The sequence below is a fragment of the Nitrosopumilaceae archaeon AB1(1) genome (assembly GCA_033471095.1).
Lineage (GTDB): Archaea > Thermoproteota > Nitrososphaeria > Nitrososphaerales > Nitrosopumilaceae > Nitrosoabyssus > Nitrosoabyssus spongiisocia.
On sequence record CP136752.1, the window covers coordinates 1 to 12,494 of the forward strand.

Consider the following 12,494-nt stretch of genomic DNA (forward strand, 5'->3'; position numbering starts at 1 on the left):
GGCTCTATTGCAAATTCGGGTGTTATTAATGGTTCTAATAATTTAATACTAAAAACATCATTACCGATCTAAATATATGAATTATTTAAAAATAATCGTGTCCGATGATTCTAAAATCCATATTTCTCATAAAAATATATGGAATGGTGTTAGATATAGTGCAAAATATGCAAAATCTTTAATGAATCATAACGACATACTATGTGATAAATTTGAATATCAGTCAGCAATTTCATTAGCATGTTTATCCCATGAATAATCATATAATGTGCACATTATGTAATTTCCATTTTGAGAAAAAAGATATTACAAAAGATTACTGGATGAAACATTTTCTTAATCATCACAAGAAAGCAGGATACTTTACCAATTTTTTATTAAAACAGTAAACTTTATCTCGTGATAAATATGAGCAGGCAACTGAGGGATTGAAAGATACTGCTATAACCTACAATGAACAGGTGTCATCACAATATGAGGATATATTCAAGCAATTAAATGTCTATACTGACAATTTTAACAAATTGAAATTATTATGTTTTTATCCTAATTGGGATAAGACCAATGAGCGATGAATTAATTTTAGGATATATCTGATAAATAGCACCTTGCCGATTTTATTATAAATCACAGTAAAATGTTTCATTATTTGAGTATGTTTAATGTTGAATGACTCGTTAGATTAGATCCAACGTTAGAATTAAATGGAAAATTATGTGGCAAACATGACAAAATCTATATGAATGATGATAAATGTAGTGAATGCAATATTGAGCAATTAGAGTCTAACTCTATTAACAAGGATATGAAGAAATGTCATAATGCAATGAAAGGTTTAATTGAAAATTTTGCCCCAAAAATTAGATGGTATCATAATCATGCAAACTTGCACTCTGTATCAAAGTATTCCACTTGTTATGACCCTTGACAGTTATCTTTGCTCTCTTAGATGGTCTCTTATTGTCAATATCACTATACTTTTTGGCATAATTGTAATACACTGTCACACCATTAATAATCAGACTATCTTCTCTTCAATCCTCTAAACACTTTCTTACAATCACGAATCTCACCATTTAGACGTTCCATCATATTTAATCATGTTGTGTTTCTCTGCCAAATACTCTTCTTGACGATTTACTCTATGATGGTAATCCATCTGTGATAAAATGCTTGGGTGTTTTATTCCCAGTAATCAATTTAGTCAGTTTCAACAAATAATCTGCATTGTGCTGAAATTTAGTATCGGCCATGTCTTTCAGCTAAACCAAAACGAGTGTCATTATTCATAGATGCAAATAGATATTTTGACTTACCTGACACCTTTATTCATACTTTATCAGCACGAATCCAATTGCCAACACGTGGTATAATCTCATCTAGATATCTAGTTAACATTACAGGGTATTTGGCAATCCAGCGATTCATAGTAGAATGATTCACATCAGTATCAAACTCATAATGTGTTGAAATATCTCCAACTGACATACCTGAATAGTACATTTGTAATGCACCTGTAATTATTTTTGAATTAGATTGTTTACCCTCAAATTCAAAATTTGATGTAAAGCGTTTATTACAATATAAACATTTGAATCGTTGTATTTTTCCTTGTTTGTTGTTCCTCATACCATCTTTTTTGATATTACCTGAATTACAGTATTTACACAGATTCAGTCTAGTCTATTCCATTATTCTAAAATTATTATTCGCATATCCTCTATTTGTAATCATTATACATTTGACTAATTGTATATGCTTGCAATCTGCTCTTCGAATTGTGTGATTTTTACACACACATACACAAGTCCTTGACCCGTTCTGCTTACATTGTATAGTTTGTTTGGATTTGTTTGAGATTTTATTTCAAATTTGTTGGTGTCCACTTGTGCAAAGTTGCCTACTGTTTGCATCATTACTTTTGCTTTTTGTTTACATTGATTCATACTATGGATTAATAGTATATTATTATATGAATCTATGGTATTAACTAATTGTATAATAGACTTATAATATGAATCGTATTAGAGCCAGTATGCAAATATTGGAAAAGATACAGAATAAGAAAAAATACATCTATCTTTCTCATTATGATAAAGATACTCAAAGGGTAAAGAATGATTATTGTGGTCCTGCTAATGACACTACAATGATTAAGGCGTATAGTATGCAACTGAAGATACTCGTTGGTCAGAAAAAAGATGTTGAGAGACAAAAAGTAGAGATCAATGAGGAGATTAAACAGATACAAAAAAGGATTGCCAGATTGAAGAGTAGGAATTCTTAGTGAAAGATAAGAATAAGATAAAAACAAAATTAACATAATATGGCAAATGAATTGATTATGATAGGGTTTGGCAATTCATATTCGGTTTGATTGTATCAGGCATTGGCATCTTCAAAGGGAATAAAAATATAATTGCTCTAGGAGGTACACTATCTATTTCAAATATTCCCAGTATTAATGAATATGTTGGTCTTTATGACAAAAGTGTCGAATTATTAAACAAGATGAAAGAAGTACAGAAACTAAACAATGAATTGATACAGTTAGAATCTTACGCAAATGTCGCAACCTTAACGTGATAAACTTTGAGACAGTTCAATAAGATATATGCTGAAATCACCACAGAGTATAATGAAGAGTATATAGTCTATTAAACACTCTTTTGACAAGATACTCTACAAATAATCAATGGGATCGTTATGATGAAATTTTACAGTATATGACCGTATTAGAAAATAATTATTTAAAAGATACCAATGCTCATAATGCTCATTTGAGTAATTATTTTGATGATCTTTTAACATAACGTTCAACATATAATAACAAATACGGTGATTTGGCAAATAAGATATCTGATATTATTGACAAGTAGTGAATAAAATGTATTTGAGATTCTTTTTTATACACTGGATAAAAACGGAGACAAAATAACATGGATGTTTTATTGATTGTATATCTCACGATTAATATTTTGATTGCGTATATCAATCAAACAGATCTATCTTTTACACATTATCTTGGCAGATATGGATTTTATATTCTTCTAGCAGGATTATTAATTTATGGTTCATATATGTTGATTACAAGAAATAGTGATAAATCCAAGAAGAATCAAAAGAAATAAAATTAAAATAGAGATTATAGTATCGCTCCATGAATAGCACCCGAATTTGCAATAGAGTCTTTACTATGATTATTAACAATTAACTCATTGCCACTAGTACCAAGTTTATTTGGTGTGGATTTTACAGATATGTCACATAAATAGTCGGCAAATATCTCAGATTGAGTTTTTAAATTAATAGTATCAGATTCGTCATATTGCATATATCAAATATTTAATTTTTTTCCATCACATCATTGTGGTCAAAATTAGGTTTGAGTGAAATGATTTTATGTAAGGAATTTAAGATACGAGTTTGACAGATTTAATTTTTTTATGTAGATAAACAAATGCCAATGTTGGTAGACCAACATAAATTAGCAAGTTGATAGCAATTACAAGTAATCCCAAAGCCAACACACTATTCTCCGAGTCATCTGCCATCGTCATTATAGAGACACTAGAGAGTAGAGGATACAGAATAGTCTGAATTATTTCACGCAGTAGAGGGTTTTCACGCTCAGCATCTGCAATTACAGGTGAAAAGGTGTAATAGATTTGGTTGAATGATGTTATAAATGATATTCCAGGTAGACTAGTCATTAAAGTTGTATCACGTATCTCTCTGAGCATTTGTACTTGTTGTGAAAGCTCAGTTCCATATACTGCTGTTGCGATTAGACAACCACCTTCACCAGGAGGAGTGGTAGTAGAGTCATCATCCTTTATGGTTTTATCATCCTTTATGGTTTTATCATCCTTTATGGTTTTATCATCCTTTATGGTTTTATCATCCTTTATGGTTTTATCATCCTTTATGGTTTTATCATCCTTTATGGTTTTATCATCCTTTATGGTTTTATCATCCTTTATGGTTTTATTGTCCATTATGGTTTTATTGTCCATTATGGTACCGGTAGATGCAACAGGTAATGTAGAATCAAAAGTGATGGAACCTGTGGGTTGAGAAACATCTACTAATTTTTTTTCACTTGTAAAGAAAGTATTAGAGTATACGCTAGCCTTTACAGATACTAAGCGTTCATCAGAAGACACTAGACCCAAATAGACGGCTCTATCAGAGTAGGGCTGTGTTAGGGAGAGTTGAGTTGCAATTACCCCTAGTTTGGAACTACTAATAGTAACAAAAGCATCATCAGATGATGGGCTAGCAATAATTTCAACTAGTTTTTTATCATCAGTGACTTCCCAAGATACTTTGTGAATAATAGCCTCTACAATTATTGGGGCTTGACCACCAGTGAATATACGATTTGCGCTGCCACCTCCTCCTCCTGAGCTACTGCCACCACCACTACTAGTAAATGGAATAGGTGCAGGTGCTTGAGTACTAGTGGTACTGGTGGAAGATGTTAGAGCAAAGGTGGATAGGTGAGTGGTGTAAATTGCTACATGAGTGTTGTCATCTACAAAACATTCGTTTGTGGAAGTAGTGGTTAAAAGAGTATTAATTTCTGCGATATTACTAGTACCACAGGATAATATCTGGGTTGGTGTAGAGCCAATAGTATTTACATAATATATATTATGATTATTTCCACCTTGATTTTCAAATACAATAGACGCAACTGTATCACCTAGGTTGAGATCAATTGTTACATCTCCCAAAGTTATAGCTGTAATCGTTACATGACTAGTAGTAGTCTGACCTACAGTTGTAGAGGGTATAGTAATAGTAGCAGTACGTGGTGCAAGGAATTGCGAATCCCAAGTACCATCATGAGTAATAATAGTACTAGTAGGTATCATGACTGTAATGACATTAGTAGATACAAGTTTGGCAGTTAATCCTGCAGTGATATTAGTAGTGTTTAAAGTAGTAGCGACATAATTGATAGTAACATTTTGATGTTCAGGTGTGAGAATTAATGGTGCGTCCACATGAATAGTGGCAGGAGATAATACCTGATCGTCTGATGAAATGATGTTTTGGACACTGAATGATGGGTTATTAGTAAGTATACCATTATTTGCAGTATCTACAATTGAATTTGCATTAATAGTTACCCGAGTACCATCAACTGACTCGATAAAAACGTTAAATATAGATTCGGTGGCTGTGCTGTTAAAAGTTAGAACCAGAGTAGGATTGTTTGTATAATTAATATTAGAAGGGAAAACGAATCCTATAAGCAATTGTGATGGATTAGTTATACTTACATTTTCACTAAATGTAATGGATAGAGTGTGTGTTTGAGCATCATATACTGGAGTACCAACGACTGTTGGGGCAATAGTGTCACGAACAATTACAGTTCTATTCACTTGGATAGCATCTCCTACCGAATTCGTAGAGTCGTATGTGATGGTATAGTTGCCCAAGGTATCAGGATTTACAGTGTCACCGCCAATGACTATTGTAGAGCCATCATGAGTGGCAGCTCCCAGTTCAGAGTAGGATGTGCCTTGCTCTACGTAAATAGTAGCATTACCATCCAGTGTGATGATTGGTGAATATAAGGTGGTATATTCCAGTATCACAGCAACTAGACTATTATTTGCAGCATCTGTGATGCCAAGTCCAGTAAGAGTCAAATTATTGCTAAGAGTTGCTTGATTTATAATGTAAGATCGGGATACAGCCGAAGGATAAGTTACAACCAAAGTAGGATTGTTTGTATAATTAATAACACCAAAAGAGTTATTGGAACCAGATAAAACAAATTCTAATGAGTCAGTTATAGTTACATTTTCACTAAATGTAATGGTTAGAGTGTTTGTCACAGTATTATAAATCGGGGTACCAACGACTGTTGGTGGAGTAGTGTCACGAACAACTATAGTTCTATTCACTTGGGTGGCATTATTGCCTGATGAATCAGTAGAGTGGTATGTGATGGTGTAATTGCCTTCAGTATTTGTATCTACAGTGTCACCACGAATAACGATAGGAGAACCATCATCAGTAGTGGCGTTTTGCTCAGAATAGGATGAGCCAAGTTCTACATAAACGATATTATTACCATTCAGTGTGATTACTGGGGGAGTAGTATCTGGTACAGAAATTATTACAGTTCTATTAACTTGGGTGGCATTATTGCCTGATGAATCAGTAGAGTGGTATGTGATGGTGTAATTGCCTTCAGTATTTGTATCTACAGTGTCACCACGAATAACGATAGGAGAACCATCATCAGTAGTGGCGTTTTGCTCATTATATGTAGCGCCAACAAATAGTGTTATGATACTATTGCCATTCAGTGTGATTACTGGGGGAGTAGTGTCACGAACAATTACAAGCCTATTCACTTGGGTGGCATCATTTCCTGATGAATCAGTAGAGTCATAGGTGACGGTATAATTTCCCACGAGAGATGAATTTACAGTGTCACCACCAATTGTTACTAGAGAACCATCATCAGTAGTGGCGTTTTGCTCAGAGTAGGATGAGCCAAGTTCTACATAAACAGTAGCATTACCAATTAGTGTGATTACTGGGGGAGTATCATCTGGTGCATCAGAAATTATTACAATTCTATTAACTTGGGTGGCATTATTGCCTGATGAATCAGCAGAGTTGTATGTGATGGTGTAATTGCCTTCAGTATCTGTATTTACAGTGTCACCACCAATAACGATAGGAGAGCCATCATCAGTAGTGGCGTTTTGCTCATTATATGTAGAGTTTATGCTTAGTGTTATTGTACTAGCACCATTCAGTGTGATTACTGGGGGAATAGTGTCACGAACAATTACAAGCCTATTCACTTGGGTGGCATCATTTCCTGCTGAATCAGTAGAGTCATAGGTGACGGTATAATTTCCCACGAGAGATGAATTTACAGTGTCACCACCAATTGTTACTAGAGAGCCATCATCAGTAGTGGCGTTTTGCTCAGAGTAGGATGAGTCAAGTTCTACATAAACAGTAGCATTACCAATTAGTGTGATTACTGGGGGAGTAGTATCTGATGCATTAGAAATTATTACAGTTCTATCAACTTGGGTGGCATTATTGCCTGATGAATCAGCAGAGTTGTATGTGATGGTGTAATTGCCTTCAGTATTTGTATCTACAGTGTCACCACCAATTGTTACTGGAGAACCATCATCAGTAGTGGCGTTTTGCTCATTATATGTAGCGCCAACAAATAGTGTTATGGTACTATTGCCATTCAGTGTGATTACTGGGGGAATAGTGTCACTAACAATTACAAGCCTATTCACTTGGGTGGCATTATTTCCTGCTGAATCAACAGAGTCATATGTGACGGTATAATTTCCCACGAGAGATGAATTTACAGTGTCACCACCAATTGTTACTGGAGAGTCATCATCAGTAGTGGCGTTTTGCTCAGAGTAGGAATGAGTCAAGTTCTACATAAACAGTAGCATTACCAATTAGTGTGATTACTGGGGGAGTATCATCTGGTGTACTAGAAATTATTACAGTTCTATCAACTTGGGTGGCATTATTTCCTGCTGAATCAACAGAGTTGTATGTGACGATATAATTTCCCTTGAGAGATGAATTTACAGTGTCACCACCAATTGTTACTGGAGAGTTATCATCAGTAGTGGCGTTTTGCTCATTATATGTAGCGCCAACAAATAGTGTTATGGTACTATTGCCATTCAGTGTGATTACTGGGGGAATAGTGTCACTAACAATTACAAGCCTATTCACTTGGGTGGCATTATTTCCTGCTGAATCAACAGAGTCATATGTGACGGTATAATTTCCCACGAGAGATGAATTTACAGTGTCACCACCAATTGTTACTGGAGAGTTATCATTAGTCGTGGCGTTTTGCTCAGAGTAGGATGAGTCAAGTTCTACATAAACAGTAGCATTACCAATTAGTGTGATTACTGGGGGAGTAGTATCTGGTACAGAAATTATTACAGTTCTATTAACTTGGGTGGCATTATTGCCTGATGAATCAACAGAGTTGTATGTGACGGTATAATTTCCCTTGAGAGATGAATTTACAGTGTCACCACCAATTGTTACTGGAGAGCCATCATCAGTAGTGGCGTTTTGCTCATTATATGTAGAGTTTATGCTTAGTGTTATTGTACTAGCACCATTCAGTGTGATTACTGGGGGAGTAGTGTCACGAACAACTATAGTTCTATTCACTTGGGTGGCATTATTTCCTGCTGAATCAACAGAGTCATAGGTGACGGTATAATTTCCCTTGAGAGATGAATTTACAGTGTCACCACCAATTGTTACTGGAGAGCCATCATCAGTAGTGGCGTTTTGCTCAGAGTAGGATGAGTCAAGTTCTACATAAACGACATTATTACCATTCAGTGTGATTACTGGGGGAGTAGTATCTGGTACAGAAATTATTACAGTTCTATTAACTTGGGTGGCATTATTGCCTGATGAATCAGTAGAGTGGTATGTGATGGTGTAATTGCCTACAGTATTTGTATCTACAGTGTCACCACGAATAACGATAGGAGAGCCATCATCAGTAGTGGCGTTTTGCTCATTATATGTAGAGTTTATGCTTAGTGTTATTGTACTAGCACCATTCAGTGTGATTACTGGGGGAGTAGTGTCACGAACAACTATAGTTCTATTCACTTGGGTGGCATTATTTCCTGCTGAATCAACAGAGTCATAGGTGACGGTATAATTTCCCACGAGAGATGAATTTACATTGTCACCACCAATTGTTACTGGAGAGCCATCATCAGTAGTGGCGTTTTGCTCAGAGTAGGATGAGTCAAGTTCTACATAAACGACATTATTACCATTCAGTGTGATTACTGGGGGAGTAGTGTCACGAACAATTACAGTTCTATTAACTTGGGTGGCATTATTGCCTGATGAATCAGTAGAGTGGTATGTGATGGTGTAATTGCCTTCAGTATTTGTGTCTACAGTGTCACCACGAATAACGATAGGAGAGTCATCATCAGTAGTGGCGTTTTGCTCAGAGTAGGATTAGCCAAGTTCTACATAAACGATATTATTACCATTCAGTGTGATTACTGGGGGAGTAGTGTCATGAACAACTATAGTTCTATTCACTTGGGTGGCATTATTTCCTACTGAATCAACAGAGTCATAGGTGACGGTATAATTTCCCACTAGAGATGAATTTACAGTGTCACCACCAATTGTTACTAGAGAACCATCATCAGTAGTGGCGTTTTGCTCAGAGTAGGATTAGCCAAGTTCTACATAAACGACATTATTACCATTCAGTGTGATTACTGGGGGAGTATTATCTAGTGCATCAGAAATTATTACAATTCTATTAACTTGGGTGGCATTATTGCCTGATGAATCAGTAGAGTGGTATGTGATGGTGTAATTGCCTTCAGTATTTGTATCTACAGTGTCACCACGAATAACGATAGGAGAGCCATCATCAGTAGTGGCGTTTTGCTCATTATATGTAGAGTTTATGCTTAGTGTTATTGTACTAGCACCATTCAGTGTGATTACTGGGGGAGTAGTATCTGGAATGTTGTTAATTACAGGTTGATTCACAAAGTTTTCTAGTGTTATGTCTGTACTTTGAATAGAGTTTATTCCACCACTAGTTTTAGTATATGAAATAGTGATGATTTCATTTGACAAGAGATTTCTGCTTAAATTCAGAGTAATTGAAGAGGAGTTTGATGTTATGCCATCTATTGTAGCAGATGTACCAGTAAGAGTAAAGTCTGTAGTAGGAATAACCGAATAGATAATGTTTTCATTAAAAGTAATTATAATGTTATCACCTTGTGTGTTGGTAATAGCAGAAGTTATCACTACACTTCTATCTTCAGGTGCAGATATAGTAAAGAAAGTAGAAGGAGAATTTTGATTTGCATACTCTGTTGCAATCCAGTCTGCAGAGCGAGCAGTAGATGATAGTCGGAATTCATCGAATTTGCCATCAAAGTAGGAATCACCTTCCCAATTGGATCTTCCGATATAGTTTGATACTCTATTCACATTAAGAGATGTATGCACAGAACCACTATCAATTGAGGTGCCATTTTTGTAGATAGTTGCGGTACCTGATGATTCATGTACAACTGTAAAGTATGCCCATTGACCTGTCTGCGAAACATTACTCAGCTGTGACACCCAAAGAACTGTCATTCCGTAGCATTTCATATCTTAAATTCGTGGTACCTGGAGGGGTAGCAAATAGAATATTGTGATTTGCCTGACCCTTGCCAAAATCAACGATTCTAGCCCAATTTTTAAGGACATCAATATTTGCCCATGCCGAGATGGTAAAGTCTGTATTGTAGAATAGACTACTTGCCAAGTCTGGAAGATCAAGATAATCTCCGTGGTTGTTGTCTACTCCATCAAAGTTTAGTCCATTACCAATTTGTGCAGATACTAAATCACTAGAATTAAAGTCAGTAGAGCCTGTAGATAGTGGTGTTGCGTGACAATCATTCCCTGATGAGTCTAGTGTAGATTGTGCACCAAAAGTGGATTGATCCATGTGATAAATTATTACATAGTCTGAATCCCAAACATCAGGATATGGAATAGATGACGCTGTTGAGACATTATAATACATGTAGAGTATGGTATCACTGGTACTGCTCAAAGTAGGTAGACGAACCCAAGCTACTAGGGTACCGGTAGTAGCATTATTAGTAAATGATTCAATTTCATGCTCTAAGAGAGTAGTGCCATCAGTAGTAGTGAATCTTATATCTTGTCCAGCAGATTGAACAGTTGTAGAATTGAGATTTGTATCATTTATTGATATTAAAACTGTGAAATTTTCATGATTTCCAATTACTTGAGATGAATCTATAGTGATCTGTAGTCTTGTGTTCCAAGAGGTGTCTAGTGTTTGTTGAACAACTACAGTTCTATTCACTTGGATGGCATCATTACCTGATGAATCAACAGAGTTGTATGTGATGGTGTAATTGCCTACAGTATTTGTATCTACAGTGTCACCACCAATGACGATAGGAGAACCATCATCAGTAGTGGCGTTTTGCTCATTATATGTAGAGTTTATGCTTAGTGTTATTGTACTAGCACCATTCAGTGTGATGACTGGAGCAATAGTATCTAAAATGTTGTTAATTACAGGTTGATTCACAAAGCTTTCTAGTGTTATGTCTGTATTTTGAGTAGAGTTTATTCCACCACTAGTTTTAGTATATGAGATAGTGATGATTTCATTTGACAAGAGATTTCTGCTTAAATTCAGAGTAATTGAAGAGGAATCAGATATAATTCCAGATATTGTAGCAGATGTACCAGTAAGAGTAAAGTCAGTAGTAGGAATAACCGAATAGATAATGTTTTCATTAAAAGTAATTATAATATTATCACCTTGTGTGTTGGTAATAGCAGAAGTTATCACTACACGTCTATCTTCAGGTGCAGATATAGTAAAGAAAGTAGAAGGTGAGTTTTGATTTGCATACTCTGTTGCAATCCAGTCTGCAGAGCGAGCAGTAGATGATAGTCGGAATTCATCGAATTTGCCATCAAAGTAGAAATGATCTGGATTATTGGCTCTTCCAATATAGTTTGATGTTCTATTCACATCATTAGATGTATGCAGAGAACGACTATCATGTGAGGTGCCATCTTTGTAGATAGTTGCTGCACCTGATGATTCATGTACAACTGTAAGGTATGCCCATTGACCTATCTGCAAAACATCTATAGCTGCTACCTTCTGGACGTTATCAGCATTGTGTATTTGATATTCCAAATGCGATATAGTTTGAACGGCACGAAATATAATATTGGCTTGTTCATGACCATTGCCAAAATCAACGATTCTAGCCCAACTTTTAAAGGCATCAATATTTGCCCATGCCGAGATGGTAAAATCTGTATTGTTGAATAGACTACCTTCCAAGTCTGGAAGATCAAGATAATCTCCGGTGTTGTTGTCTACTCCATCAAAGTTTAGTCCATTACCAATTTGTGCAGATACTAAATCATTAGAATTAAAGTCAGTAGAGCCTGTCAGATAGTGGTGTTGCATGACAATCATTCCCTGATGAGTCTAGGGTAGAGTTTGCAATAAAAGTGGATTGATCCATGTGATAAATTATTTCATAGTCTGAATCCCAAACATTATCATGTATAATAGTTGCCGCTGATGAGACATTATAATACATGTAGAGTATGGTATCATTGGTACTGCTCAAAGTAGGTAGGCGAACCCAAGATACTAGAGTACCGGTAGTAGCATCATTAGTAAATGACTCAATTTCATGCTGTAATATAGTAAATCCATCACTGCTAGTGAAAATAATATCAGCTCCGTTAGGTAGAACAGACTGAATTGTTCAAAGCAGAATCAGAGATACTTACTAGAAGGGTAAAGTTTTGAAGAGTTGTAGTTATTTGGTTACTGTTAATAGTAATTTTCTGTCTAGTATCCCACAAGGAAGGTAGATCAAAAAATG

The 12,494-nt window shown here is 35.5% G+C and carries 13 protein-coding genes and 1 pseudogene; 4 read left to right on the plus strand and 10 right to left on the minus strand.

The features are described from left to right. The first annotated feature begins 739 nt into the window (after nt 1-739). On the plus strand, nt 740-928 hold the full coding sequence (locus R1F52_00005; GenBank protein WOV93065.1) for a hypothetical protein: 189 nt from the start codon (nt 740-742) through the stop codon (nt 926-928). 401 nt (nt 929-1,329) lie between these two features. On the opposite strand, the gene R1F52_00010 is transcribed toward R1F52_00005, so the two are convergent. Together R1F52_00010 and R1F52_00015 are read right to left on the minus strand one after the other, a co-directional pair. Continuing rightward, nucleotides 1,330-1,629, minus strand: coding sequence for a hypothetical protein (locus tag R1F52_00010; protein WOV93066.1), 300 nt, complete (start codon nt 1,627-1,629; stop codon nt 1,330-1,332). A gap of 116 nt (nt 1,630-1,745) precedes the next feature. Next, nucleotides 1,746-1,946, minus strand: a complete 201-nt coding sequence (locus R1F52_00015; protein WOV93067.1) for a hypothetical protein — start codon at nt 1,944-1,946, stop codon at nt 1,746-1,748. Nucleotides 1,947-2,035: 89 nt separating this feature from the next. Between R1F52_00015 and R1F52_00020 the strand changes: the two genes are divergently transcribed. From R1F52_00020 to R1F52_00030, 3 genes are all read left to right on the plus strand, one after another. Next, entirely contained in the window at nt 2,036-2,287 is a 252-nt protein-coding gene (locus R1F52_00020; GenBank protein ID WOV93068.1) for a hypothetical protein, read from the plus strand. Nucleotides 2,288-2,373: 86 nt separating this feature from the next. After that, on the plus strand, nt 2,374-2,586 hold the full coding sequence (locus tag R1F52_00025) for a hypothetical protein (GenBank protein ID WOV93069.1): 213 nt from the start codon (nt 2,374-2,376) through the stop codon (nt 2,584-2,586). A gap of 353 nt (nt 2,587-2,939) precedes the next feature. After that, the gene (locus R1F52_00030; GenBank protein ID WOV93070.1) at nt 2,940-3,131 is read left to right on the plus strand and encodes a hypothetical protein; all 192 of its coding nucleotides are present in this window, start codon (nt 2,940-2,942) and stop codon (nt 3,129-3,131) included. Nucleotides 3,132-3,145: 14 nt separating this feature from the next. Here R1F52_00030 and R1F52_00035 read toward each other — a convergent pair whose 3' ends face one another. From R1F52_00035 to R1F52_00070, 8 genes and pseudogenes are all read right to left on the minus strand, one after another. Beyond that, entirely contained in the window at nt 3,146-3,334 is a 189-nt protein-coding gene (locus R1F52_00035; protein WOV93071.1) for a hypothetical protein, read from the minus strand. A 79-nt stretch (nt 3,335-3,413) separates the two neighbouring features. After that, nucleotides 3,414-7,445 (minus strand): DUF5011 domain-containing protein, encoded by a 4,032-nt coding sequence (locus R1F52_00040; protein WOV93072.1) that lies wholly within the window; start codon nt 7,443-7,445, stop codon nt 3,414-3,416. Then, nucleotides 7,426-8,730, minus strand: coding sequence for a DUF5011 domain-containing protein (locus tag R1F52_00045; GenBank protein ID WOV93073.1), 1,305 nt, complete (start codon nt 8,728-8,730; stop codon nt 7,426-7,428). The genes R1F52_00040 and R1F52_00045 overlap by 20 nt, the downstream gene beginning before the upstream one ends. A gap of 303 nt (nt 8,731-9,033) precedes the next feature. Continuing rightward, nucleotides 9,034-9,219, minus strand: a pseudogene (locus R1F52_00050) (DUF5011 domain-containing protein). 39 nt (nt 9,220-9,258) lie between these two features. Continuing rightward, nucleotides 9,259-10,188: a LamG-like jellyroll fold domain-containing protein gene (locus tag R1F52_00055; protein WOV93074.1), complete on the minus strand. Its 930-nt coding sequence runs from the start codon at nt 10,186-10,188 to the stop codon at nt 9,259-9,261. Continuing rightward, the gene (locus R1F52_00060) at nt 10,157-12,067 is read right to left on the minus strand and encodes a DUF2341 domain-containing protein (protein WOV93075.1); all 1,911 of its coding nucleotides are present in this window, start codon (nt 12,065-12,067) and stop codon (nt 10,157-10,159) included. Before R1F52_00060 ends, R1F52_00055 begins: the two co-directional genes overlap by 32 nt. Continuing rightward, nucleotides 12,036-12,371, minus strand: coding sequence for a DUF2341 domain-containing protein (locus tag R1F52_00065; GenBank protein WOV93900.1), 336 nt, complete (start codon nt 12,369-12,371; stop codon nt 12,036-12,038). Before R1F52_00065 ends, R1F52_00060 begins: the two co-directional genes overlap by 32 nt. Then, on the minus strand, nt 12,352-12,474 hold the full coding sequence (locus R1F52_00070; GenBank protein ID WOV93076.1) for a hypothetical protein: 123 nt from the start codon (nt 12,472-12,474) through the stop codon (nt 12,352-12,354). Before R1F52_00070 ends, R1F52_00065 begins: the two co-directional genes overlap by 20 nt. Nucleotides 12,475-12,494: the final 20 nt, after the last annotated feature.

Excerpts from the sequence above, each read along its gene's own strand:
- R1F52_00055 (WOV93074.1), bottom strand. The coding sequence starts at position 10,188 with ATGACAGTTCTTTGGGTGTCACAGCTGAGTAATGTTTCGCAGACAGGT.
- R1F52_00005 (WOV93065.1), top strand. The coding sequence starts at position 740 with ATGAATGATGATAAATGTAGTGAATGCAATATTGAGCAATTAGAGTCT.
- R1F52_00020 (WOV93068.1), top strand. The coding sequence starts at position 2,036 with ATGCAAATATTGGAAAAGATACAGAATAAGAAAAAATACATCTATCTT.
- R1F52_00030 (WOV93070.1), top strand. The coding sequence starts at position 2,940 with ATGGATGTTTTATTGATTGTATATCTCACGATTAATATTTTGATTGCG.
- R1F52_00015 (WOV93067.1), bottom strand. The coding sequence starts at position 1,946 with ATGAATCAATGTAAACAAAAAGCAAAAGTAATGATGCAAACAGTAGGC.
- R1F52_00060 (WOV93075.1), bottom strand. The coding sequence starts at position 12,067 with ATGCAACACCACTATCTGACAGGCTCTACTGACTTTAATTCTAATGAT.
- R1F52_00035 (WOV93071.1), bottom strand. The coding sequence starts at position 3,334 with ATGCAATATGACGAATCTGATACTATTAATTTAAAAACTCAATCTGAG.
- R1F52_00010 (WOV93066.1), bottom strand. The coding sequence starts at position 1,629 with ATGAGGAACAACAAACAAGGAAAAATACAACGATTCAAATGTTTATAT.